Consider the following 24,378-nt stretch of genomic DNA (forward strand, 5'->3'; position numbering starts at 1 on the left):
ACCGGCAGCAAGGAGGCCTTCATGTCAGCTAGCTCAGTGAGCAGTCAGGGAGAGCGCCATTCGGGTCTGCTCAAGTACGCCGCCATCGGTGGCCTTCTGTTCCTGCACTTTCCCATTCTGTTTATCTTCCTCTACGCCTTCACCAGCGAGAGCAAGAGTTACCAGTTTCCGCCCCCCGGGCTCACCCTCAAGTGGTTCGAGGTGACCCTCAATCGCCCCGATGTGTGGCGTGCCATCCAGCTGTCGCTGGAGGTCGCGGGGCTGGCGACGCTGGCGGCCATGATCCTCGGCACCTTGGCGGCAGGGGCCATTGCCCGCAGCCGCTTCTTCGGTCAGGAGGTTGTGTCGCTCTTGCTGGTGCTGCCCATCGCGCTGCCCGGTATCGTCACCGGTATCGCGCTGCGCTCGGCCTACGGCTTGATGGAGATCCCGTTCAGCTTCTGGACCATCGTTATCGGCCACGCCACCTTCTGTGTGGTGGTGGTCTACAACAATGCGCTGGCCCGTTTTCGCCGCACCAACCAGAGCCTCATCGAGGCGTCGATGGATCTCGGGGCCGACGGCTTCCAGACCCTGCGCTACGTGATCCTGCCCAATCTGGCCACGGCGCTGCTGGCGGGGGGCATGCTGGCCTTTGCCCTGAGTTTTGACGAAGTGATCGTTACTACCTTCACGGCGGGCCAGCAGACCACGCTGCCCATCTGGATGTATCAGGAGCTGATCCGTCCCCGAGACAGGCCGGTCACCAACGTGGTGGCCCTCATCATAGTGGCCTTCACCACTATCCCCATTTTGCTTGCCTACTACCTCACTCGCGACACCCATGATGTCGCTGGCAGTGGCAAATGATGATTCAACGCGTGCGCAAGGATGCAACCATGAAACTCTCAACTCAACTCTTGATTGATGGCCAGTTTGTGACCGGCGAGGGGCAGGCCGAACCTATTCTCAACCCGGCTAACGGCGAACAGATCGCCGCCGTGCCCGAAGCCTCGTTCGAACAGGTGAACCGGGCGGTGAACGGTGCCCAGCGCGCCTTCGCCCAGTGGAGCCGTACCACCCCGGCAAGCCGCAGCAACCTGCTGCTGCGTCTGGCGGATCTCGTCGAGCGCCACGCCGAGGAGTTTGCGGCGCTCGAATCCCTCAACTGCGGCAAACCCTATCTGGCTGTGCTCAACGACGAGCTGCCCGCGGTGGTGGACTGCTTCCGCTTCTTTGCCGGGGCGGCCCGCTGCCTGCAAGGGCCGTTGGCGGGGGAGTATCTCGAGGGGCACACCAGTATGATCCGGCGCGACCCCATAGGTGTTGTGGGCAGTATCGCCCCCTGGAACTACCCGCTGATGATGGCGGCCTGGAAGATGGCGCCGGTGCTGGCGGCGGGCAATACGGTGGTGCTCAAACCCTCCGAACAGACCCCGCTCACCGCGCTGCGTTTGGCGGAGCTGGCCAGCGAGATCTTCCCCCGCGGCGTTATCAACGTCATCTGCGGGCGGGGCGAGAGTGTAGGGGCGCCGCTGGTGGAGCACCCGCTGGTGCGGATGGTGTCGCTCACCGGCGATATCGCCACCGGCCAGAAGATCCTGCAGAGCGCCGCCCGCACCATGAAGCGCACCCACCTTGAGCTGGGGGGCAAGGCGCCGGTGATCATCTTCGACGATGCGGATCTGGAGGCGGTGGTGGCGGGCATTCGCACCTTCGGTTTCTATAACGCCGGCCAGGACTGCACCGCCGCCTGCCGTATCTATGCCCAGGGCAAGATCTACGACAAGTTTGTCGCCGCCATGACCGAGGCGGTGGCCTCCATCAAGGTGGGCAGTCAGTACGAGGAGGGGGTGGAGATGGGGCCGCTTATCTCGGACAGACAGCGCAACCGGGTCGCCAGCTTTGTCGAGCGGGCCCAGAGCTGCGGTCATGTGGAGGTGACGGCGGGGGGCAAGATCCGTCCCGGCAACGGCTTCTTCTTCGAGCCGACCCTGATTGTCGGGGCCCGGCAGGAGGATGAGATCGTGCGCCGCGAGGTGTTTGGCCCCGTGGTGTCGGTGACCCGTTTCAACGATGCCGAGCAGGTGGTGCAGTGGGCCAACGACTCGGACTATGGCCTCGCCTCGTCGGTCTGGACCAAGGATCTGAGCCTCGCCAGCAAGGTGGCCAGCCACCTGCAATATGGTTGCACCTGGATCAATACCCACTTCATGCTCACCTCCGAGATGCCCCACGGCGGCATGAAGATGTCGGGTTACGGCAAGGATCTCTCCCTCTATGCGCTGGAGGATTACACGGTGCCGCGCCATATCATGGTCAAGTTGTAGTGGGGATTGGTTAGCGGGGTTGTCACAATTTATTTACAACTGTTTCCGGCAGCCGACTCATGGGTCGGCTGCTTTTTTTGTTGCCATTTCGTTACAGTGAAGCCGTGATGAAACGGCAAGGCGCCTGATGTGGCGCCAGAGGATGGAACCGCTATGGCAACCTTCTACACCGCCCACCAGCCGGATGCTGACGGGGTGATCCACTACAGCAACGAGGAGCATGGCACCTGGCAGATCCTGATCGAACGCCAGTTCGCCGCCCTCGATGGCAAGGGGTGTAACGAGTATCTGGCCGGTCTCGACAGACTGGGGCTGCCCCGTGATCGCATCCCCCAGCTGGCCGAGATCAACGCCGTCTTGCAGCCTGCGACCGGCTGGTCGGTGGCGGCGGTGCCCGCGCTTATCTCGTTCGATCGCTTCTTCGCCCTGCTGGCCAATCGCCAGTTTCCGGTGGCCACCTTTATCCGGCGCCGGGACGAGCTCGACTACCTGCAAGAGCCGGATATCTTTCACGAGATCTTCGGCCACTGCGCCATGCTGACCAATCCGGCCTTTGCCCACTTCACCCACCTCTACGGTCAGTTGGGGCAGCAGGCGAGCAAGGAGCAGCGGGTTTTTCTGGCGCGGCTCTACTGGTTCACCGTGGAGTTTGGCCTCTTGGCGACACCTGGCGGGCTGCGTATCTACGGTGGCGGCATTCTCTCCTCCATCGGCGAGACAGCTTATGCCCTTTCCGGCAAGCCGCTGCTGCAACCCTTCGATCTACTGACTATGCTGCGCACCCCGTATCGCATCGACATCATGCAGCCCACCTATTTTGTGCTGCCGAGTCTCGATCATCTCTACCAGCTGACCGGGGAGGAGATCATGGCTGCTCTGGCCGAGGCCAGTCGGCTTGGCCTCTATCCGCCACGTTTTGAGGTTGCCGCTGGCAAACAGGCGAGCTGACCAAAAGCAAACAACCCTATTTCATTTTCATTAATTTTTCATTAATTCAAGCAGGAGTAACCCATGTCCGAACTGGCCAGCCAACAGTGTGAAGCGTGTCGCGCCGATGCCCCCAAGGTGAGCGATGAGGAGCTGCGCGAGCTGATGCAGCTTATTCCCGACTGGCAGCCGCTGGTGGAGGAGGGGGCGCTGCAACTGCGACGGGAATTTACGTTTCGCAACTTCAAGGAGGCGCTGGCCTTTACCAACCGCCTGGGCGAGCTGGCGGAGGCGGAGTTCCACCATCCGGCCATTCTGACCGAGTGGGGTAAGGTGACCGTCAGCTGGTGGACCCACAAGATCGGCGGCTTGCACCGCAACGACTTCATCATGGCTGCACGCACGGATGAGCTGCTGAAGTGAACGCCACCACTCATCCAGTGAGCGATATGGTGATCGTCAGCTGGTGGATGCATAAGATCGGCGGTTTGCATCGCAACGACTTCATCATGGCGGCGCGTACCGATCAGTTGCTCCGGTAATGGCGCCCCACACCAGCGTCATCGGTTGACCCGGGCCTGCCTGCGAAAGCGGGGCGGGCCCGCATTTTTATGGGCTGGCGCTCGCACTGGGGGGATCGAGACTGTATTATCCGCTCATTCATAGAGTTAGCTAGGAAGTGTGTCCCGAATGCGTCTTGAAGTCAGCTGTGAAGACCGCCTGGGCCTGACCCGGGAACTGCTCGACCGCCTGGTGGAGCACAATATCGATCTGCGCGGCATCGAAATCGATACCTCAGGCATCATCTATCTCAACTTTCCCGAGCTGGAGTTCAGTGATTTTCAGCACCTGATGCCGGAGATCCGCCGCATTCCCGGCGTCTACGACGTCAAGACCATCCCTTACATGCCTTCCGAGCGAGAGCATCACGAGATCGAGGCGTTGCTCAAGGCGCTGCCGGATCTGGTCTTCTCCCTCGACAGCAAGGGCAAGGTGACCCAGGCCAACCAGTCTGCCCTCACCACCCTCGGCTTGCCGGTGGAGGAGGTACGCGGCGTGGCGCTCGGTTCGCTGGTCAAGGGTTTCTCCTTCACCCGCTGGCTGGAGGCGAGCGAGATCAAGCCGCAGACCTGCAAGCTCAGTTTCAATGGCGAAGAGTATCTGGCAGATCTGATGCCGCTGTTCGTGGCAGAAGCCCGCGGCAAGCAGGCGCTGGCCGGGGCCGTGGTGGTGCTCAAATCTGCCCGTCGGGTCGGCCTGCACTTCAGCGCGCTTCATGCGGTGGAAGTGGGGGGCTTCGAGCATCTGCAGGCCGAGAGCCCCAAGATGAAAGAGGTGTTGTCGCAAGCGCGCAAACTGGCGATGCAGGATGCGCCGCTGCTGATTGTCGGTGAGACCGGTACCGGTAAGGAGCTGCTGGCCCGTGCCTGTCACGGGGCCAGCCTGCGCTCCAGCCACCCCTTTATGGCCCTCAACTGCGCCGCCATGCCCGATAACGTGGCCGAGAGCGAGCTGTTTGGTTATGCCCCCGGCGCCTTTGGCAACAACACCGAGGGTAAGCGCGGCGTGCTGGAGCTGGCGAGCGGCGGCACCCTGATGCTGGACGAGATTGGCGACATGTCTCCCCATCTGCAGACCAAGTTTTTGCGGGTGTTGCAGGATGGGGTATTCCGCCGGGTCGGTGACGAGCAGGAGGTGAAGGTCAACGTGCGTTTCATCTGCACCACCCAGAAGCAGTTGCTGGATCTGGTGCACGAAGGAACCTTCCGCGAGGATCTCTACTATCGCCTCAACGTGCTCAGTCTGGCGCTGCCCCCCCTGCGCGAGCGCAAGGCAGACATCATGGTGCTGGCCCAGCAGTTTGTCTCCCGCTTTGCCAGCGAGTTGCAGCGACCCCGTCCGCGCTTTACCCGCAACATGGCCGACTACCTGACCGCCTACCGCTGGCCGGGCAACGTGCGTCAGCTGCGCAACTGTCTCTACCGTGCCATGACCCTGCTGGAAGGGGATGAACTGGGGCCCGAGCAGATCGACCTGCCGGTGGCGGCCGATACCATGCCGCTAATCGACGAGTGGTTTGAGGGGAATCTCGACGATGCGGTGAAGCGCTTCGAGAGCCAGCTGCTGGCCCGGCTCTATCCCGCCTTCCCGTCGACCCGTCAGCTGGCCAAACGCCTGGGTGTGTCGCATACCGCCATCGCCAACAAGCTGCGGGAATATGGCATCAGCAAGAAGTAAGTTGTTCCGGATGCCAGCCAACAGAGAGCCCGTCACCAGACGGGCTCTCTGTTTTCTTTACACGGCTTCCGGGCGGGAGGGCTTCGGGAGACTTGTCAGGCCAGTGTCCACCAACTTACTATCTGGATACATGTACCCGAACCGCTATGCCACTGCAGCGGTGTTGTCAAGGCGGCCACTTCCCGATCATGCTGTTACTCTTTTCTCCCCGTTTCGCCGCTCGCCTGGCGCCCTTGCTGTTAGGGTTTGGTCTGCTGTTGCCTCACGCGCTGGCGGAAACGGCCGCAGAGAGCCGGGCGACGGCGGTCAGGGAGCTGGTGCTCGATATCCTGAGTTACACTCGCTGGCCCACCGAGCCTGCGGTGCTGCGCCTATGTGTGGCGGCGCCGACGGAGTATGCCGGAGCCCTCTTTACCATCGATCGTCAGGCCAATGGCCGTGCCGTGCAGGTCAATCGCTACGACGCGAGTGATCCGGCCATCAGTGATAATTGCGATGTGCTCTATCTCGGCGTCGTCGACGAGCCGACCCGGATTGCGTTGTTTGCGCGCTTGCAGGGTCATTCAGTGCTCAGCATCAGCGAATACAACCACGACTGTTCCACCAGCTCGGTGTTCTGCCTGCAGACCTCGCCGGACAGCGTGCGAGTGCGGTTTAAAGTGAACCTCGATGCCCTGGCCCTGAGCGGCGTACGAGTACATCCCGCTGTGCTCAAGCTGGCCCGTGCCGACAAGGGGGTCCCATGAGACGACAGGTCAGCGCGGATCCCCGTCGTCCGACCCTACGTCAGAGCCTGGGGCGAACCCATCTGGTGGCCGCCATCACGGCCGTCAGCGTGGCGGGACTCTTTTTTACTCTGATTGCCTTGCTGGTAGTACGCTTCTACGCCGATCACAATCTGGAGCTGGTGGCCCGCGCAATCAGCTACAGCGCCGAGGCGGCGGTGGTGTTCCACGATGAAGAGGCAGCGAGCGAGGCGCTTGGCGGTATTGTCGCCCATGAGGAGGTGGCCGAAGCCAGTATCGTGCTGGCCAATGGTCAACAGCTCGCTAAATGGGTTCGTCCCGTCAGCAATCCACTGGCCACAGTCGAAGATTATCTTGCCCGCCTGCTGTTACCGGGGCCGGTCACCTATCCCATGCTGCGGGGAGGTGATCAGATTGCCACCATAGAGCTGCGCGGTCATGGCGAGTATCTGTTGCTGTTCTTGCTCTCGGTGCTGCTGGTGATGGTGATTTGCCTGGTGTTGAGTGTGATGGGCGCCTTCTATGTCGCCGGGCGGATGCAGGTCGCGATCACCTCGCCACTGCGACAACTGGCACAGGTCGCCCACTCGGTGCGTCGACAACGCACTCTGGGGATGCGGGCGCCACCGGCCGATATCGTCGAGCTCAATGAACTGGGAGAGGATTTCAACGCCCTGCTGGATGAGCTGCAAGCCTGGCAGGCTCATCAGGCGCGGGAGAACGCCAGTCTGCTCCACCAGGCGACCCATGATGCGTTGACCGGGTTGCCCAACCGGGCGTTATTCGAAGCTCGCCTCGAGCATGCCATTGGGGAGGTAAGCGAGGGGGGGGCCCCGTTCGCCCTGCTTTATCTCGATTGCGATCGTTTCAAACAGATTAACGACACCCTGGGGCACAACGCCGGTGACGATGTGCTGGTGACCCTCTCCCGGCGGGTACAGCATCAGCTGCGCCCCGGAGATCTGGTCTGCCGGCTGGGGGGGGATGAGTTCGCCATACTGCTGACACCTGTGCATCTGGGGCAGGATGTGGAAGAGGTGATCGACCGCATTCAGCAGGCGATGAGTGATCCTGTGGTATTGCGGGATGGACAGCAACTGGTGGCAGGGATCAGCATCGGTTTTGCCATCCATCAACCCGGGACCCGCGCCAGCGAGCTGTGCGAGCTGGCAGACAAAGCCATGTATTTGGCAAAACGTACACGCCGTGAGGAGGTTGAGGCCGCCAAATCGGCGTGAGTCAAGGTGTAAAGGAGTCATAACAATGAAACTATCCCTCTCCATCAAGGCTGTCGTGCTGGGCCTGTTGTTCTCTCTGCTGGTGGGTTGTCAGAGCACCCCCAGGGGGTTGACCCCGGAACAGCTGGCAGTATTGAAGGAGCAAGGTTTCTATCTGACCGATGAGGGCTGGACACTGGATCTGGCCAACCGGGTGCTGTTTGCCAACAATGTGGGTGAACTCAATCCGCAGACCCGGCTGATAGTGGAAAAACTGGGCAAGGCCCTGCTTGGGGTCGGGCTCGACAAGGCGAGGGTGGATGGCCATACCGACAATACGGGCGAGAGCAGCTACAACCAGCAGCTCTCTCTGAAACGAGCCCAATCGGTGGCAGATGTGCTGATCTCGGTGGGGATGATGCCCGCCAATCTTGAGATCCGTGGCCGCGGTGAGACGGCCCCGGTTGCGGACAACAAGAGCGCAGCCGGACGAGCAGAAAACCGCCGGGTTGCCATTGTGATTGCCAACCAGTGATCTCTATCCGGCAGCATGCCGTGTGCATAACAAAAGAGCGCCCCGAGAGGCGCTCTTTTTGATCCGGCGACACTACTTCCCTGTGTCGACCTCGCTGTGCTTGCGCAAGCGGATGTTGATCATCTCCACCACCAGCGAGAAGGCCATGGCGAAGTAGATGTAGCCTTTCGGTATGTGCAGATCCATCCCCTCGGCCATCAGGGCGAAACCGACCAGGGTGAGGAAGGAGAGGGCCAGCATCTTGATGGTGGGGTGGCTGTCGACGAAATCACCGATGGATTTGGCGGCAAACATCATGATGAAGACGGCGATCATGATGGCCAGCACCATCACCGGCACGTGATCGGCCATACCGACTGCGGTGATCACCGAGTCGAGGCTGAACACGATATCGAGGATGGCGATCTGGATCAGGGTGCTGATAAAGCCCGAGGCCGCTTTGCTGATGCTCTCCGGCTCGGCCGCCCCTTCCAGGGTGACGTGGATCTCGTGAGCACTCTTGCCGATGAGGAACAGGCCCCCCAGCAGCAGGATCAGATCGCGGCCGGAGATGGCTTCACCCAGCACGGTGAAGAGCGGATCGGTGAGGCGCATCACCCAGGCCAGCGAGAGCAGCAGCAGGATCCGGGTACCCATGGCGAGCCCCAGACCCAGAATACGCGCTTTTTGACGCTGCGCCTCCGGCAGGCGACCGACCAGGATGGAGATAAAGATGATGTTGTCGATGCCCAGCACGATCTCGAGCAGGGTAAGGGTGGCGAGTGCGACCCAGGCAGAGGGATCAAGAACCCATTCCAGCATGATTGAACCTTGGTTGAAAATTGGTTGGAAAATTGAAGCAGCGCATTCTAGCAGGGGCGCCAGCGCTTGTCCCTGAGGGGGGAAAAGATAAAAATGGTGGCCATCGCAAGGGAGGCAGGCATGTTTCGATTAGGGTTCATTATTAATCCGGTCGCCGGGATTGGCGGTGCAGTGGGGCTCAAGGGCAGTGACGGTGTGGTTGCCGAGGCGCTGGCCCGAGGCGCTGTGCCCAAAGCGCAGGAGCGGGCGCGGCAAGCTCTGTTGCCACTGTGCGAGCTGAATGTCCCATTCGAACTGCTGACGGTGGCGGGAGAGATGGGGGGGACGGTAGCCCGATCTCTGGGACTACCCTGTCGGGTCATCTATCAACCGGTCGGGGAAAGCACCTCGGCTGACGATACCCGCCACGCTGCAGAGCTGATGTGCGAAGCCGGGGTCGATCTGCTGCTGTTTGCCGGTGGCGATGGCACGGCGCGGGATATCTGCGCCGCGGTGGGGGAGTCCTGCCATGTGCTTGGCATTCCGGCGGGGTGCAAGATCCACTCCGGCGTCTACGGGGTGACCCCCGCCGCCAGCGGGCGGGTGGTGGCGCGGATGATCGCAGGGGAACTGCTCAGCCTGATCGATGCCGAGGTGCGCGACATCGACGAGGAGGCGTTTCGCGCGGGCAAGGTGCGGGCCCGCCACTACGGCCATCTGAAGGTGCCCGGCGATCTGCGTTACGTACAGGCGGTCAAGCAGGGGGGAAAGGAGTCCGAAGAGCTGGTGTTGGCGGATCTCGCCGCCGGTGTGGTGGAGCAGATGGAGCCCGATACCCTCTATCTGATGGGCTCCGGCAGCACGGTGGCAGCCTGTATGGCTGAGCTCGGTCTGGAAAATACTTTACTCGGTGTGGATCTGGTGGAAAATGGCCGACTTATCGGGCAGGATCTCAGCGCCGCCGAGATCCTGACCCGGATCCGCGGCCGTCGCTGCCGGCTGATCATTACCCTGATAGGCGGACAGGGACATCTGTTCGGGCGCGGAAATCAGCAATTGAGTCCTGAGGTGATTCGGTGTGTCGGGCTGGACAATATCCAGGTGCTGGCAACCAAAGCCAAGCTTGCCGCCCTTGCGGGCAGGCCGCTGCTGGTGGACACCGATGATCCCGAATTAAACCGGGCGTTGCGTGGTTATCTGCGAATAACCACGGGATACAAGGATCAGGTCATCTACCCGGTGGCCAACCCGGAATAGGACGCCAAGGACGCTGCTGGCCTGGCGCCAGAGAGCTGCAATCAACCGGATTGCGGTTCCATACCCCCGAATTTTTTGCCGCAAATGAGGCTGCGTTACATGACGATTCACGATTTTGAGCACAAGTTGTTGGGACTGATCGACAGCATGGTTGCCACCGCGACCGACGATGAGCTGTTTGCGGGGGGTTACCTGCGAGGTCATATCTCATTGGCCGTTGCCCGGGCCGAGCTGGAAGGCAAGACCCTGGTGCGGGACGTCAAGAGCTATGTGCTGCGCAGCCTCAACGAGGCGATCTTGCAAGGTGAGCTTTCTGAAGAGGATGAAAAACTGGTGCAGGCGATGTGGAGTCGTTTGCAACAAGATGCAGAAGCTTGATCGGATACACAATTCAAACTGAAGTTTGAGTTTATCCTTCCCCTGAAGTTAGTGAAAGGTTAATAATAAGTTTCGCCTTTTGTTTCAGGGATTAAACTATGGCCTCCTCCTCACGTATTGCCAATAAACTGCCGCTCGAGATGCTCTATCACTGGGAGCGGCAGTGTCCTGATCGAACCTACCTGCGTCAAACCATCAACCGCGAATATGTCGATTTCACCTGGGGTGAAGTGGCCGATGAAGCGCGGCGGATGGTGACGGCCTTGCGTCACCTCGGTCTGGTGGCCGGTGACAAGGTGGCGCTGCTCTCCAAGAACTGCGCCCAGTGGTTTATCGCCGATCTGGCGATGCAGATGGGGCAGTATGTGAGCGTGCCCATCTACCCGACCGCCAACGTCGACACCATCGAATATGTGCTGCGCCACAGCGAAGCCAAGGCGATCTTCGTCGGCAAGCTGGATGACTGGAAGAGTCAGGAGGCTGGCGTACCCGACGATCTGCTGCGCATCGCCTTCCCCTATGACACCATGCCAGCCAGCCACCAGTGGGACGATCTGCTGGAGGCGCATGAGCCGATCCCTGACAGCCCGGTGCAGGCCCCTGACTCCCTGCTGAGTCTGGTCTACACCTCCGGCAGCACCGGCAAGCCGAAAGGGGCCATGCTGAGCGTCGAGCGTTACGCCTGGTCGTGCGAGAAGCTGGTGGAGACGGTGAGCCTGAGCCAGGCCGATCGGGGCTTCTCCTACCTGCCGCTGGCCCATATTACCGAGCGGGTCTACATCTACGGCGGCAGCCTCTATGGCGGTGCTACTATCGCGTTCCCCGAATCCCTCGACACCTTTATCGAAGATGTCAAACGCTGCCGTCCCACCGTCTTTATCTCGGTGCCGCGGCTGTGGGCCATGTTCCGCATCAAGATCCACGAGAAGCTGCCCCAGAACAAACTCGAACTGCTGCTCAAGATCCCGCTTATCTCCGGCCTTATCAAACGCAAGCTGCAAAAGGGGTTGGGACTGGATCAGGCCCGGGTACTCGGCTGCGGCTCCGCGCCTGTCTCCCCTGCGCTGCTTGAGTGGTATCTGAGCATTGGCCTCAAGGTGACGGAAGCCTGGGGCATGACCGAGAACCACGCCTACTCCACCATCAACTACCCGTTCCGCGCCGACAAGATCGGCACCGTCGGCAAGGCGGGGATCGGAGTGACCATCAAGATCTCTGACGAGGGGGAGATCCTCTGCCGCTGCGAAGGGATGATGCTGGGTTACTACAAGGATCCCGAGCACAGCGCCGAGGCCATCGATACCGAGGGGTGGCTCCACACCGGCGATATGGGCAAGCTGGACAAGGAGGGTTATCTCACCATCACCGGCCGGATGAAGGATGTGTTCAAGACCGCCAAGGGCAAGTATGTGGCGCCGGTGCCCATCGAGGGGCTGCTGGGGCAGGAACCCATCATCGAACAGCTCTGCGTGATTGGTTACGGCATGCCGCAGCCCATTGCGCTGGTGCAGCTGGCCGAGAGTGCCATGAAGGGCAATCGGGAGGAGGTCAACGCCAGACTGGAAGCGGCGCGGGTGCGGGTCAACGATCAGCTGGAATCCCATGCCAAAATTCGCGGCATTCTGGTAGTGAAGACACCCTGGAATATCGAGAACGGCGTGCTGACCCCCACCATGAAGATCAAGCGTCACCTGCTGGAGCAAAAATATGCCCATGTCGGGGAGCGCTGGCCCTCATCGCAAGTGGTGGTGTGGGAGGAGTAAATCCCGCATTTTCCACATCGCGACAAACAACAACGGCCCTTGATGGGCCGTTGTTGTGTCTGGGTGTTATCACTCGCAGCAATTTGGCGGGCAAGTGAGAAACTCGCTCCCGGTTAGATCTGCGCCAGCGCGGCTGCCAGATCGGCGATCAGGTCGTCCGCATCTTCCACCCCGATACTGAAGCGGATGAGGTCGTCATTGACCCCGGCGGCGAGGCGGCTCGCCTCGTCCATGGCAGCGTGGGTGGTACTGGCCGGATGGCAGGCAAGACTCTCCAAATCGCCCAGACTCACCGCCTGCACGAACAGTTGCAGGTTATCGAGCAGGGTGGCGCAACGTGCAAACCCGCCTTCAAGTTCAATACTCACCATGCCGCCAAAGCCGCTGGCGAAGGCGCCGAGGGCATCGTGGCCCGGATGATTGGCAAGCCCCGGGTAGATCACCTTCTTCACCGCCGGATGTGCCGCCAGAAACTCGGCCACTTTCTGGGCATTGTGCAGGTGGGCATCCATCCGCAGCGGCAGGGTCTTGACCCCGCGTTGCAGCAGGTAGGCCTCCTGCGGGCCGATGGGGGAGCCGATATGCTTGAGGGCCACGGTGCGGATCGACTTCATCAGGGCGTGAGAGCCCGCCACCACCCCGGCGATGATGTCGCCGTGGCCGCCCAGATATTTGGTACCGCTGTGCATCACCACGTCGACACCGAGCTTCAGCGGACGCAGCAGGTAGGGGGTGAGGAAGGTGTTGTCACACACTGTGATGGCGCCCACTTTGCGGGCTGCTTCCACCACCAACCGCGGATCCACCACCTTGAGGGTGGGGTTGGTCAGGGTTTCGAACAGTACCACCTTGGTGGCGGGGCGGATGTTGGCCAGCAGATCCCGATCGCTCTCGTAGGCGGTGACTTTTATGCCGGCGCGGCTGAAGGTCTGCTTGAGGAAGGCATCGGTGCCGCCGTAGAGCGGACCAATATAGGCCACCTCATCGCCGCTGTCGGCCAGGGCATACATGATGGCGCTCACCGCTGCCATGCCGCTCGCCACCACCAGCGCTTCATCGGCACCTTCAAGCGCCGCTAGTTTCTGCTCAAGCTCGGCGGTGGTGGGGTTGCCAAAGCGGCTGTAGATAAAGCCGGGGGCCTGACCTGCAAAGCGCTCCTTGCCCGCCTGGGCGTTGAAGTAGCTGAAGGTGCTGCTCTGGTAGAGCGGGGTGGTGAGGGCGCCGGTCTGGGGATCGATCCGCTGGCCGCTGTGTACGCTCATGGTCTTGAATTTCATCGTGTTGCTCCGTGATGGCCAGGCTCTGGCCATGACTTGTTTTGTTGTTCGTTGCTTGTTGTTTTTGTCAGCGCGGGTATGTGCATGCGGCTTGTGGCTTATGCATATACCCGGCTGCGGATCTCTGCGCTGCTCAGGCCGGTATCGCTTCGCTCTCTGTGCGCGGGAGGCGAGCGGGTTCCACCGGCCCATAGTGGCGCGCCGCCACATCCGGGTGGGAGCGCAGCCGCCCTTTCAGCACGTTCTCCCCCACCTGATAGAAGAGCGGGTTGGTCGGGTCACTCTCCGGCCCTTGCGCCTGCGCTGCCAGCTCTGGGGAGAGGCTGAGCAGCGGCACGGTGGCATCGAGCCGCGCCGCCATAAAGAAGGCACAGGAGAGACGCGAGACGCCGGGCGGCGGGCTCACCACCCGATGCAGGGTCGCCTTGAGATAGCCGTTGGAGGCCAGCTCCAGCAGCTCGCCGATATTGACCACCAGCGCTCCCGGCAGGGGGGGCGCGGAGATCCAGCCGTCGGCCGTCTCGACCTCAAGCCCCGAATGATTGTCCTGCATCACCAGCGTCAGGTAGCCAGGATCCTTGTGAGCGCCGACCCCCTGACTGCTGCCGCCCGCCTCTTGCCCCGGGTAGTGAATGAGCTTCATGTGCTGATAGGGGGCGCCGCGGATGCTGGCGTCAAACACGTTGGCCGGTTGCTCCAGCACCTCGGCAAAAGCGGCCAGCAGGGTGAGGGTGATGTCGCTCAGCCGATCCTGCCACGCCAGCAGATGGGCTTTCATCTCTGGCAGGGCGGTCGGCCACTGGTTGGGGCCGATCAGCCGCTGCCAGGGTTCACGGATCAGGGCCGCAGGCAAGGCTTGCGCCTCGTTCATGATATCGAACTGCTCTCGCAGATCCGGCCGCTGGCGGGTCAGCTCGGCACCGACCCGGTTGTAGCCGCGAAAGTGGGGGCTGTTGACCATCTGCACTGCCAACTTCTCCTGCTCCGGCAGGGCAAAGAAGCGCTCTGCCAGCGCCAGGGTCTCTAGCATCTCAACCTTGCTCAAGCCGTGGCCGACCAGATAGAAAAAGCCCACATCGCGGGCGGCCGCGGCCAGCCTGGCCAGCATAGGGCGACGCACCTCGGGCGCCCCGTTGAGGGCAGCCAGATCGATGATCGGCAGTGGTGAATGTTCCATGTGCACCTCCTCACTCTTTCGTTATCTCTGGTGCCATCTCTTCTGCTGCCTCTGGTGCGGGCAGGTCTGATGAGCGGCAAACGGGATGGCGCGACAGTGTGGCGGTATGCGCAGCGGTGTGGCGCCATCTGGAATGAAGGGGATGCTACTGTTCGGTGTTATAAGACGGAAGCAACAAATTATTCTTAGTTATATACAAAATTCGAAATGGAATTCGGCTCCTGATGGGCTGACGGGTTTTTGCGCAGCAATTAAGGGCGGAATGGGAAATGATGAGAGGGAGAGTGATAACCAGAGGCAAGCTGCAACCGGTAAAAAAGATCAAAACAGAAAATGGCCAAAACAGAAGGGAGGCGGATGCCTCCCTTCTGGTTGAGCGGTTTTTCACCTGACCGAAAGCACAGGCGAGTGACCACGTATTCTGGCCTTAACCGCCTGCTGGCTCTCAGTAACCCAGGGTAAAGCGCTGGCGCAGGTGAGCCGGTTTTTCCACCTCGTTCAGCACACCGTCGGCCAGATCACCGGCGGTGATCCCGGCAGGCTGTTCGCCGCTAAAGAGCACCTGATCGCCACCAATCCGATAGCCGCCGCGCTTCTCGCCCGGTTCGAGGAACACCGGGGGGGAGACAAAGCGCCAGTCGAGGGTGGTTTCACGACGCAGGGCGGTGAGACCGTCGCGGGCCGCCAGCGCCCCCTGTTTCCATTCGGCCGGAAACTCCGAGGTATCCACCAGTTGCACGCCGGGGGCAACCTCCAGACTGCCGGCGCCACCTACTACCAGCAGCCAGCTATTGGCCGCTTTGGCTGCTGCGACGATCGCGTTGGCCCCTTTGAGGTACTGGTCGTAGATATCCGGTGTGGTCCAGCCCGGGTTGTAGGCGCTGATCACCCGATCGTGCCCCTTGAGCACCTCGGCCAATGCCTGCGGGTTTTGGGCATCTACCGCCACGGCGGTGACCTGCGGATGGGCGGCCACCTTGCTGACATCGCGGACGATGGCGGTGACGTGATGGCCGCGGCTGACGGCCTCGTTCAGGATGGCTGAACCGACAAAACCGCTGGCACCGATCAGGGCAATCTTCATGGGGAACTCTCCTTCACTGTTGGAATGGGGCTATCCTACGCCGTCAGTTATGATTTAATAATCGCCTACAAAATGCATTCACTTGTAAGCTGGATTTAATAATGGAACAGCTCAGACGTTACGCCATCTTCGCCGCCGTGGTGGACGCGGGCAGCATGACAGGGGCGGCCAAATCCCTCGGCATGACCCCCTCTGCCGTCAGTCAGCATATCAGCCAGCTGGAGAGCCTGCTCGGACTGCCCCTGCTCCATCGCTCCACCCGTCGCCTCAGTCTGACCGAGGCGGGAGAGGTGGTGTGGCAAGGGGGCCGGGCGTTGCAGCAGACCCTGAGCGAGACTGAGTTGCGCCTCTCCGAGGTGCGCGACGCCCTGCTCGGGGAAGTGCGGATCACCGCCCCGGTGGGGATGGCGGGCCAGCCGTTGGCACTGGCCCTCTCGCCGCTGCTGCAGGCCCACCCCGGCCTCACCATCCAGATAATTGCCGACGACGAGAAACGGGATCTGATTGCCGAGCGGATCGACGTGGCACTGCGGGTCGGTAGCCTGCCCGACTCGACTTTGGTGGCCCGCAAACTGGGGCAAACCCGGATGTTGCTCTGCGCCGCCCCCGCCTATCTGGCGCGTAAGGGGACGCCGCGCACGCCCGCCGATCTGGCCACCCACGACTGGCTCTGCGGCGACATGCTGGGCAACGGTTTGCTGCTGCTTGACGAGAAGGGGGGCGAGCACAGGGTGAGGTTCAAGGCCAAGGTGCTATGTAACAACGTGTTGCCCCTGCGCCAGTTTGCGCTGGCGGGGCAGGGGATCTCGCTGCAACCCGAGGGAGAAATTGGCGAGGATCTGGCGCAGGGGCGTCTGCTGGAACTGCTGCCCGGTTTTCGGGTGGCGCCGATGGAGATCCACGCCATCACGCCGCAGCGGGAGATCCCGGAGAAGGTTCGGCGGGTGGTGGAGGCGCTACGCAGCTACTTCGCAGGCACTTCCTGACACATATCAATGCAGCTTGGCCTAGCTGTCAGTTGGGCTCTTGCCCGCCAATGGGCTGGCGGCGCCACAGATAGAGTCCGATTGCCAGCAGCAAGCCGCCCAGAAAGAGCCAGCGAGCGCTCCCCCAATGGCCGCTGTCCGTCATCAGGGCCGCCAGCAGCAAGGGCCCCAGCAGCTGACCGAGGTTGGCGAGCTGGACAAAAAAGCCCTGCACGATGGCCAGTTGTACCGGCCCCTGACTCACTTCCTGCGCAGACGAGAGGATGGCTGGCGGCGCCATACCGCCCGCCAGGGAGAGGGCGAGGCAGAGCCCATAGGCCCACCACGGCGACAGGCCGGGCCAGAAGGCGATCATGCCACACAGCGCCATCAGGCCCAGTGCCCAGCTGATGAGCCGATCTCGCGCCACGCCCCGGCGCAGCAGCCATGCCCCCAGCAGGTTGCCGGGAATATTGGCGATCACCGCCAGCGCCGAGAGCAGGGCGATCTGGCTTTGGCCAATCCCGGGGCTGCCTTGCAACATGGTTGGCAGCCAGACAAAGAGCGCCCAGAGCATCAGACTGTAGAGCGTGAACGCCAACCCGTAGCGCCAGAGTGTCAGTTGTCGGAGCACCGTGAGTTGGCGCAGCGGGTGGCCCGAGTTGATCGAGTATTGGGGTGCCCAGACCCGCAGTTTATCTGCTGAGCGACTGGCGAGCAGAAGCAGCAGGGCAGAGAGTTGCGGGATCATCAGGATCAGCCAGGCCAGTCGCCAGCCCCCTTGCGCCGTGAGCCAGGGGGTGAGCAGCATACCCGTCGCCGCCCCGAGGGGCAGGTTGACTGCCCACAGGCTCAAGGCCAGCCGTTTCTCCTCCTCCCGGGTCACCGCCACGATAAAGGCGGGCATGGCCACCGAGACCAGCAAAAAGCCAATCCCCTCTACAATGCGCGACAGCAGCATCATGGCCAGCCCGGTGGCGGGCAGTGCCAACGCTCCGCCTGCCACGATAACCAAAAGCCCGACAACCCCGGTTTGCCGCCCACTCCAGCGGGTCAGCAGCAGGCCGAGAAAGAGGCTGAAGAGGATCGCCAGCGTATTGAAAGCTGAGGCGAGATAGCTGGCTTCGACCAGTGTCATCCCCAGCTCGCTGCGCAGTATGCCGAGTACGGCGGGCACTTTGCCAAGGCAGAGGGCGCCGCTGGCACCGGCAAAAATGGCGAGGAAGACCAGAGGCCAGCGCGTGCTTTGTGGCTGGTGGCCAGCGAGCGTGCTCATGGCCGATATTGGCCGTTGCGCAGCCACGCATCGTTGAGCTGACCAAATTCGCCGTGCTGATAGGCATGCAGCCGATCTGCAATGGCGTCGTGGCTGTTCATGACGAAGGGGCCATGTTTGACCAGGGGTTCATTGAGCGCCTGGCCTGAGAGCAGCACGAAGTGGCAGCGCTCGGTGGCCTCAAGTTGCAGTGCCTCCGCCTCGCCGCCATCGGCAGAGAGGCTGACACCCATTCCGTGACCTGCCGGGATGAGGTGCCGCTCTCCCTCCGCCTGCAGGGTCAGCGATCCGGTCAGGGGATAGATCATGGCATTCCAGCCTGCCGCCAGCAGATGGGTGAAGCGGCTGCCGGGCGCGCAATGGCCATCGAGCAGGGTAAAGGGTTGGGGCAGTTCTACCGAGTGTGGTGCCGTTATCCCGTTGCTGTGGCCTGCGACCACCCGCACTCGCACCCCTTCGCCATGAAACTCGGGGATGGTGGCAGCGGCTGCGTGGACGGCAAAAGGCGACATCATCTTTTGACGGGCAGGCAGGTTGACGAAGATCTGCAGGGCGTGGACATAGGGGGATGCCCCTTCCGGCTGCTCGGTATGTACGGCCCCGCGCCCGGCCGCCAGCCAGTGGAGCGCGCCCGGTTCGATGGGGCCCTGATTGCCGAGGGAGTCGTAGTTGACGTGGGGGCTCGTCGAATCCTCGAACAGATAGGTGACGGCAGAGATCCCGGCGTGGGGATGGGGCTCGAAGGTGGGGGCGGTCATCTGGAAGTGATCCACCATCACCACGGGGTCTATCAGGCCGTTGAAAAAGTGTTCGCCAAAATGGCTGGCTGCAAAGCCGCTGCCAATGCGCAGCGGTTGGCCCTTGACGGGGGCGGAGAGAGTCAGGCGTCTGGTCATCAATGGATCCTCCAGAAGATAAAAGATGCCTTCGGTCATCTGACCGAAGGCGGGGCGAGTTACGACTTCTTGGCACCCTCTTGCATCTGCCACACCAGGGTGGCGAAAGGCATGTCGAGGGCGTTGTAGACATCGTGCGCCTTGGGGTCGACGTTGCTGCGCAGCATCTCGACTGCGGCAGAGGCGTAGTCGGTGACCGGGATACCGGCCCCCAGCAAGCGTTGCAGACCCGTGGTGCGCTTGGCTTCGTTGAAGGTGCCGGAAGCATCGAGCACCACCCGGGCATCATAGCCGGCAGCCTTGGCAGAGAGGGCCGGGAAGCTGGCGCAGATCTCGAGGGATACCCCGGCGATGATCAGCTGTTTGCGGCCGGTCTTCTCAATGGCGGCGCGCACGGCAGGATCGTCCCAGGCGTTGATGACGGTGCGGTTGATCACCTTCACATCCGGCAGGGCACTGGTCAGTTCAGGTATGGTCGGGCCCCACATGCCATCGGGCATGGTCGCGGTCACGATCACCGGCACGCCGAGGGCGCGGGCGGCGTTGGCCAGCGCCACCACGTTGTGCTTGAGCTCGCCCACCGTGGTGTCGCGTACGCCGCTCAGCAAGCCGACCTGATGGTCGACCAGCAGCAGTACCGCATTGTCTCGGGAGAGCATCTCCAGATAGCGGTTGGGTGATACGGTCGGATGGCTGGCAGCCTCGGCGGCTATGGCCGGTGTCGCTGTGGTGGCCAGCGTGGCGGTCAGGGTCGCCAGACCGAGCAGGGTGGCAGAGCAGATTTGTTGCAGTTTCATGGTGAACTCCTTGTGATATCGGAACAGTCAAACGGCCCTTGCTGGTGTGGCGGATTGCCCGTGCAGCAACCGTCTGATGGGGACAGGGCCATTATGATGGCTGCAAAAATGGCGACAATCTGGTGAAATAGGTTCTTATCGTTCTATTGGTGGAACGATGTGAATGCACCTCACCCTGACCAAGGCAGCCCGATGACACCACTGGAACTTGATTTGAATGATCTCTATCTCTTCACCCATGTGGTGCAGCGACAGGGATTCACTGCCGCCGCGCGGGCGCTTGGCGTGCCCAAGTCGCGGATCTCGCGCCGGATCCGGCTGCTGGAGGAGCGGCTGGATACCCGGCTGCTGCAACGAACCTCGCGCCAACTCAGTCTGACCGATGCCGGTGAGGTGCTCTATCGCCACTGTCAGGCGATGCTGGCCGAGGCGCAGGCCGGAGAGGCGGCTGTGCGGCAACGGCAGCAGGAGCCGAGCGGTCTGGTGCGGATCAGCGTGCCCATTACCATTGCCGATGCGCTGCTTGCCCGCTTGCTGCCCGCTTTTATGGCGCAATACCCCAAGGTGAGGCTCGCCGTGCAAGCCAGCAACCGGCAGGTGGATCTGCTGGAGGAGGGGCTGGATGTGGTGATCCGCGGGGTGGCCTTCGAGCAGCCCCCCTCCAGCTTGGTGCAGGTGCCGCTCTGTACGGTGCAGTGGGGCGTGCTGGCGACCCCGGCGTGGCTCTCGCGCCACAATGCGCTGGCGCATCCACGGCAGCTGGAAGGAGAGGATGCCCTACTTTTCAGCTCGCTGGAGCGTCAGGCCGATCTGCTGCGGCTGCGGCACGACAGTGGGGAGAGTGAGGAGGTGGTGGTCAATGTGCTGCTGCGCAGCGACAATGTGCAAACCCTCAAACAGGCGGCGCTGGCGGGGCTCGGGATGGTGGGCTTGCCACTTTACGCCTGCGTGAGTGAGTTGGCGGATGGGCGGCTGCAACAACTGCTGCCCGAGTGGCGTCCCAAAGATGGCAAGCTGGTGATGCTCTATCCCGCGCGGCGCGGTCTGTCACCGGCGGTCAGGGCCCTCATCGACTTCATCAAGGTGCAGTTGCCTGCACTGCTGGCAGAGGTCGGTCAGCCACGCTGAGGAGAGCTATCCCTCCATCTTGCGGCGAATGCGCTCGAACAGGCTCTGCAGGCAGGCTTGATCCCGATCGGCGGCCCGCACCGCGCCGTACATATGGCGACGGATACCGCTGCCGAGGGGGCGGGCGCAGAGCATCCCCTGTCTGACAAACTCGTCGCTGGCCCAGCGTGGCAAGGCGGCGACGCCGAGGCCGGCGGCGGCCATCTGCAGCATCACCGAGGTGTTGTCCACCGGCTTGCAGCGGGCGGGCTCCACCCCGGCGGGTTGCAAAAAGCGGCTGAAGATATCCATGCGGCTGCGCTCCACCGGATAGACCAGCAGCACCTCCGGCCCCAGATCGCTCGGCTCGATGCGGCTCTGGTGGCAGAGGGGGTGATACGGCGCCATCACCAGAGTCAGATCGAAGGCAAACAGCGGCTCGAAGTGGAGATCGCCGCGGGCCTGCACATCGGAGGTGAGCAGCAGGTCGAGCTGGCCGCCGAGCAGGGCATTGATGGCATCAAAGCCCGGCACCGACTCCACCTCCAGATCCACCCCAGGCCACTGGCGGCGAAAATCTGGCAATAGCGGCAGTAGCCACTGGATGCAGCTGTGGCAATCGAGCGCCAGATGCAGCCTGCCCGCATCGCCGCTCTGCAAGGCCTGCAACTGCTTCTCGGTCTGGGCCAGGGCGGGCAGTACCTGACGGGCGAGGGCGAGCAGCTGGCTGCCGGCTGCGGTCAGCACCAGCGGGCGGCTTTTGCGCAGGTAGAGCTCCAGATTGAGGCGGGTCTCCAGCTCTTTGAGCTGGTGGGAGAGGGCGGACTGGGTAAGGTTGAGGGTCAGCGCCGCACCGGCCAGCGAGCCCTGCTCGGCCAGCGCGGTCAATGTTTTCAAGTGTTTGATCTCTATCCCTGCATTGCTTGGCACTGCCATAAGATGGCTCCTTGTGAGATTGCATATGGCGCTGAGGTTGCGGCCGGCGGTAGCCTGCTGCGCTTCTTGACACCGGCACCTCTTGCACCTGTAAAAATCGGCCTCTGTATCCTCGCGGTGAACCTGATTGGCGGTCAGTTGAGGATTATTTGAGAGCCACTTGAAGAGGATTCAATAGCCAGCGTCACCTTATCTTGTCATTTTGGATGTGTAAACATCTGGATGGCTAAATCATCCAGTTTCCCATCAGATGAATGAGCATAAGGAAATGAAGCTATGACACGAGCACACACCCTGGGCTTCCCCCGTATCGGCGCCAAGCGCGAGCTGAAATTTGCCCTCGAATCCTACTGGCGTGGCGAGACCACTCAGGCCGAACTCGTTGCCGTGGGCAAGACGCTGCGTGAGCGCCATTGGCAGGCCCAGCACGGCGCCGGGGTCAATCTGCTGCCGGTGGGCGACTTTGCCTGGTACGATCAGGTGCTCGGTACCAGCCTGCTGGTGGATGCAGTGCCTGCCCGCCACCGCCATGGCGAGACCGATCTCGACACCCTGTTCCGGGTGGCCCGCGGCCGTGCGCCGACCGGCCCGGCGGCGGCCGCCGCCGAGATGACCAAATGGTTCAACACCAACTATCACTATCTGGTGCCGGAATTCAGCCGTGATCAGCGCTTCAAACTGGGCTGGAGCCAGCTGTTTGACGAGGTAGAAGAGGCCAAGGCGCTGGGGCTGCCGGTCAAGGCGGTGCTGCTGGGGCCGGTCTCTTATCTGTGGCTCGGCAAGGAGAAAGAGAGCGGCTTCTCCCGCCTTGAACTGCTCGATCGCCTGCTCATCGTCTATCAGGAGATCCTGGCCAAACTGGCCGCCCAAGGGGTGGAGTGGGTACAGATCGATGAACCTGCGCTGACGCTGGACCTGCCGGACGAGTGGCGGCTGGCCTATCTCAACGCCTACGAGCGCCTCACGGGCCCCTGCAAGCTGCTGCTCACCACCTATTTCGGTTCGGTGGCTCATCAGCGCGACATCATCACCAGCCTCAAGGTAGATGGCCTGCATCTGGATCTGGTGGCCGCCCCCGAACAGCTGGAGACCCTGGTGCCGCATCTGCCCGCCCAGTGGGTCATCTCCGCCGGGGTGATCAACGGCCGCAACGTCTGGCGTGCCAATCTGGCCAAGCTGGCGCCGACTCTGAAGGCACTGAAAGCCAAACTCGGCGAGCGGCTCTGGGTGGCCTCATCCTGCTCATTGCTGCATAGCCCGGTGGATTTGACCCTAGAGCAGGAGCTGGATCCCCAGACCCGCAGCTGGTTCGCCTTCGCCTTGCAAAAATGTTTCGAGCTGGGACTGCTCAGAGAGTATCTGGATGGGGGCGAGCTCGACAAAATTGCCGCCTACAGCCAGCCCATCGTGGATCGGGAGTCCGACAGCCGGGTGCACAAAAAAGCGGTGCAGTCACGGCTCGCCAGCCTCACCAACAGCGATTTTGATCGCCACAGCCCCTATCCGGTCAGGGCCGAGCTGCAGCGCTCGGATCTCAAGCTGCCGCTGCTGCCCACTACCACCATCGGCTCCTTCCCGCAGACCTCGCAGATCCGGGTGTTGCGGCAGGATTGGCGCGCCGGTCGCATCGATGACAGCGCCTACGAGGCGGGCATTCAGGCCGAGATCCGCGATGCCATCGCGCGTCAGGAGGCCATCGGGCTGGATGTGCTGGTGCACGGCGAGGCCGAGCGCAACGACATGGTGGAGTATTTCGGTGAGCTGCTGGATGGCTTTGCCATCACCCGCTTCGGCTGGGTACAGAGCTATGGCTCCCGCTGCGTCAAACCGCCGGTGATCACCGGCGATATTGACCGCCCGACTCCCATGACGCTCGAATGGACCCGATTTGCCCAGAGCCTGACCGACAAGCCGGTGAAGGGGATGCTGACTGGCCCTGTGACCATCCTCTGCTGGTCCTTCCCGCGGGAAGATGTGAGCCGCGAGCAGTCCGCCCTGCAAATCGGGCTGGCCATTCGTGACGAGGTGGCAGATCTGGAAGCCGCCGGCATCAAGATCATCCAGATCGACGAACCGGCGATCCGCGAAGGCTTGCCCCTGCGCAAGCAGGATCATCAGGCCTATCTCGACTGGGCGGTGCGCGCCTTCCGTCTGAGCGCAAGCCCGGTGGCGGACCGCACCCAGATCCACACCCACATGTGCTACAGCGACTTCAACCTCATCATCGAGGCGGTGGCGGCGCTGGATGCGGATGTGATCACCATCGAGACCAGCCGCAGCCAGATGCAGCTGCTCGAAGCGTTCGAACGCTTCAACTACCCCAACGAGATTGGCCCGGGCGTCTACGACATCCACTCGCCGAACGTGCCGAGCCAGAGCTGGATTGAGGGGTTGCTGCGCAAGGCGGCCAAGCAGATCCCGGCCGAGCGGCTCTGGGTCAACCCGGATTGCGGCCTCAAGACCCGGGGCTGGGAAGAGACTGAGGCCGCCCTCAAGGTGATGGTCGATGCCACCAGGGCGCTGCGGGCCGAGCTGGCGTAACCGGCTAGCCGTGACCGCCATCGGTAAGGTGGCGTGCTGACAAACGAACGAGAGAGGGGAAGCCATTGCTTCCTCTCTCTTTTTTCGTTGGCCACTTTTCCACTGGATCCTGAACCTTGCCGCAGCCCGCTTTGCACTAGGCTCAGAGTTGGCAGAAGTGGATGGAGTCGCG

Annotated in this window: 24 protein-coding genes; 16 read left to right on the top strand and 8 right to left on the bottom strand. The window is 62.2% G+C overall.

What is annotated here, in order from left to right; translation table 11 throughout:
- Window positions 1-21 precede the first annotated feature (21 nt).
- The 9 genes from G5195_RS15800 to G5195_RS15840 all read left to right on the top strand — a co-directional run bounded on the left by G5195_RS15800 (window position 22) and on the right by G5195_RS15840 (window position 7,972).
- Entirely contained in the window at window positions 22-849 is an 828-nt protein-coding gene (locus G5195_RS15800) for an ABC transporter permease (protein WP_421236293.1), read from the top strand.
- A 29-nt stretch (window positions 850-878) separates the two neighbouring features.
- Window positions 879-2,309 (top strand): gamma-aminobutyraldehyde dehydrogenase, encoded by a 1,431-nt coding sequence (locus G5195_RS15805; protein ID WP_421236294.1) that lies wholly within the window; start codon window positions 879-881, stop codon window positions 2,307-2,309.
- Window positions 2,310-2,462: 153 nt separating this feature from the next.
- The gene (gene phhA, locus G5195_RS15810; protein WP_421207020.1) at window positions 2,463-3,257 is read left to right on the top strand and encodes a phenylalanine 4-monooxygenase; all 795 of its coding nucleotides are present in this window, start codon (window positions 2,463-2,465) and stop codon (window positions 3,255-3,257) included.
- Between the two features lie 63 nt (window positions 3,258-3,320).
- Window positions 3,321-3,659, top strand: a complete 339-nt coding sequence (locus tag G5195_RS15815; RefSeq protein ID WP_019444917.1) for a 4a-hydroxytetrahydrobiopterin dehydratase — start codon at window positions 3,321-3,323, stop codon at window positions 3,657-3,659.
- Complete coding sequence (locus G5195_RS15820; protein ID WP_370688904.1) at window positions 3,656-3,778, top strand: 4a-hydroxytetrahydrobiopterin dehydratase; 123 nt, start codon at window positions 3,656-3,658, stop codon at window positions 3,776-3,778. Before G5195_RS15815 ends, G5195_RS15820 begins: the two co-directional genes overlap by 4 nt.
- Window positions 3,779-3,926: 148 nt before the next feature.
- Window positions 3,927-5,474 carry a transcriptional regulator TyrR gene (gene tyrR, locus G5195_RS15825; protein WP_005333656.1) on the top strand — a complete coding sequence of 516 codons (1,548 nt, stop codon included), beginning with the start codon at window positions 3,927-3,929 and terminating at the stop codon, window positions 5,472-5,474.
- A gap of 188 nt (window positions 5,475-5,662) precedes the next feature.
- Window positions 5,663-6,220, top strand: a complete 558-nt coding sequence (locus G5195_RS15830) for a YfiR family protein (protein ID WP_216978930.1) — start codon at window positions 5,663-5,665, stop codon at window positions 6,218-6,220.
- Complete coding sequence (locus tag G5195_RS15835; protein WP_266134814.1) at window positions 6,217-7,458, top strand: diguanylate cyclase domain-containing protein; 1,242 nt, start codon at window positions 6,217-6,219, stop codon at window positions 7,456-7,458. The genes G5195_RS15830 and G5195_RS15835 overlap by 4 nt, the downstream gene beginning before the upstream one ends.
- A gap of 25 nt (window positions 7,459-7,483) precedes the next feature.
- The gene (locus G5195_RS15840) at window positions 7,484-7,972 is read left to right on the top strand and encodes an OmpA family protein (RefSeq protein ID WP_421209252.1); all 489 of its coding nucleotides are present in this window, start codon (window positions 7,484-7,486) and stop codon (window positions 7,970-7,972) included.
- Between the two features lie 72 nt (window positions 7,973-8,044).
- On the opposite strand, the gene G5195_RS15845 is transcribed toward G5195_RS15840, so the two are convergent.
- On the bottom strand, window positions 8,045-8,773 hold the full coding sequence (locus G5195_RS15845) for a TerC family protein (protein ID WP_421236295.1): 729 nt from the start codon (window positions 8,771-8,773) through the stop codon (window positions 8,045-8,047).
- A gap of 120 nt (window positions 8,774-8,893) precedes the next feature.
- On the opposite strand from G5195_RS15845, the gene G5195_RS15850 reads away from it, so the two are divergent.
- The 3 genes from G5195_RS15850 to G5195_RS15860 all read left to right on the top strand — a co-directional run bounded on the left by G5195_RS15850 (window position 8,894) and on the right by G5195_RS15860 (window position 12,150).
- Window positions 8,894-10,009 (top strand): ATP-NAD kinase family protein, encoded by a 1,116-nt coding sequence (locus G5195_RS15850; RefSeq protein ID WP_421236296.1) that lies wholly within the window; start codon window positions 8,894-8,896, stop codon window positions 10,007-10,009.
- Window positions 10,010-10,108: 99 nt separating this feature from the next.
- Complete coding sequence (locus tag G5195_RS15855; RefSeq protein WP_005333639.1) at window positions 10,109-10,387, top strand: YfcL family protein; 279 nt, start codon at window positions 10,109-10,111, stop codon at window positions 10,385-10,387.
- Between the two features lie 98 nt (window positions 10,388-10,485).
- Complete coding sequence (locus G5195_RS15860) at window positions 10,486-12,150, top strand: AMP-binding protein (RefSeq protein ID WP_421223809.1); 1,665 nt, start codon at window positions 10,486-10,488, stop codon at window positions 12,148-12,150.
- Between the two features lie 113 nt (window positions 12,151-12,263).
- On the opposite strand, the gene G5195_RS15865 is transcribed toward G5195_RS15860, so the two are convergent.
- Together G5195_RS15865 and G5195_RS15870 are read right to left on the bottom strand one after the other, a co-directional pair.
- Window positions 12,264-13,427, bottom strand: coding sequence for a trans-sulfuration enzyme family protein (locus G5195_RS15865; RefSeq protein ID WP_421223811.1), 1,164 nt, complete (start codon window positions 13,425-13,427; stop codon window positions 12,264-12,266).
- 133 nt (window positions 13,428-13,560) lie between these two features.
- Entirely contained in the window at window positions 13,561-14,604 is a 1,044-nt protein-coding gene (locus tag G5195_RS15870) for an isopenicillin N synthase family dioxygenase (RefSeq protein ID WP_421223813.1), read from the bottom strand.
- Between the two features lie 142 nt (window positions 14,605-14,746).
- Here G5195_RS15870 and G5195_RS15875 point away from each other — a divergent pair, with 142 nt between their 5' ends.
- Window positions 14,747-14,980, top strand: a complete 234-nt coding sequence (locus G5195_RS15875) for a hypothetical protein (RefSeq protein WP_421223815.1) — start codon at window positions 14,747-14,749, stop codon at window positions 14,978-14,980.
- A 69-nt stretch (window positions 14,981-15,049) separates the two neighbouring features.
- Here G5195_RS15875 and G5195_RS15880 read toward each other — a convergent pair whose 3' ends face one another.
- Window positions 15,050-15,688 (bottom strand): NAD(P)-dependent oxidoreductase, encoded by a 639-nt coding sequence (locus G5195_RS15880; RefSeq protein ID WP_421223817.1) that lies wholly within the window; start codon window positions 15,686-15,688, stop codon window positions 15,050-15,052.
- A gap of 101 nt (window positions 15,689-15,789) precedes the next feature.
- Here G5195_RS15880 and G5195_RS15885 point away from each other — a divergent pair, with 101 nt between their 5' ends.
- Window positions 15,790-16,674, top strand: coding sequence for a LysR family transcriptional regulator (locus tag G5195_RS15885; protein WP_421236297.1), 885 nt, complete (start codon window positions 15,790-15,792; stop codon window positions 16,672-16,674).
- A 28-nt stretch (window positions 16,675-16,702) separates the two neighbouring features.
- Here the strand turns inward: G5195_RS15885 and G5195_RS15890 are convergent, their stop codons facing one another.
- The 3 genes from G5195_RS15890 to G5195_RS15900 are packed head-to-tail and all read right to left on the bottom strand — an operon-like array spanning window position 16,703 to window position 19,622.
- Window positions 16,703-17,929 carry a CynX/NimT family MFS transporter gene (locus tag G5195_RS15890; RefSeq protein WP_421172572.1) on the bottom strand — a complete coding sequence of 409 codons (1,227 nt, stop codon included), beginning with the start codon at window positions 17,927-17,929 and terminating at the stop codon, window positions 16,703-16,705.
- The gene (locus G5195_RS15895) at window positions 17,926-18,825 is read right to left on the bottom strand and encodes a pirin family protein (RefSeq protein ID WP_421172571.1); all 900 of its coding nucleotides are present in this window, start codon (window positions 18,823-18,825) and stop codon (window positions 17,926-17,928) included. Before G5195_RS15895 ends, G5195_RS15890 begins: the two co-directional genes overlap by 4 nt.
- A 59-nt stretch (window positions 18,826-18,884) precedes the next feature.
- Complete coding sequence (locus G5195_RS15900; protein WP_421172570.1) at window positions 18,885-19,622, bottom strand: isochorismatase family protein; 738 nt, start codon at window positions 19,620-19,622, stop codon at window positions 18,885-18,887.
- A gap of 192 nt (window positions 19,623-19,814) precedes the next feature.
- Between G5195_RS15900 and G5195_RS15905 the strand changes: the two genes are divergently transcribed.
- A complete protein-coding gene (locus G5195_RS15905; protein WP_227342681.1) occupies window positions 19,815-20,750 on the top strand; it encodes a LysR substrate-binding domain-containing protein in 936 nt (311 codons plus the stop codon).
- Between the two features lie 6 nt (window positions 20,751-20,756).
- Here G5195_RS15905 and G5195_RS15910 read toward each other — a convergent pair whose 3' ends face one another.
- Window positions 20,757-21,665, bottom strand: a complete 909-nt coding sequence (locus G5195_RS15910; RefSeq protein ID WP_227342682.1) for a LysR substrate-binding domain-containing protein — start codon at window positions 21,663-21,665, stop codon at window positions 20,757-20,759.
- Between the two features lie 276 nt (window positions 21,666-21,941).
- Between G5195_RS15910 and metE the strand changes: the two genes are divergently transcribed.
- Window positions 21,942-24,206, top strand: a complete 2,265-nt coding sequence (metE, locus tag G5195_RS15915) for a 5-methyltetrahydropteroyltriglutamate--homocysteine S-methyltransferase (RefSeq protein WP_421236298.1) — start codon at window positions 21,942-21,944, stop codon at window positions 24,204-24,206.
- Window positions 24,207-24,378: the final 172 nt, after the last annotated feature.

This window comes from Aeromonas sp. 601039, from assembly GCF_049174415.1.
Lineage (GTDB): Bacteria > Pseudomonadota > Gammaproteobacteria > Enterobacterales > Aeromonadaceae > Aeromonas > Aeromonas veronii_A.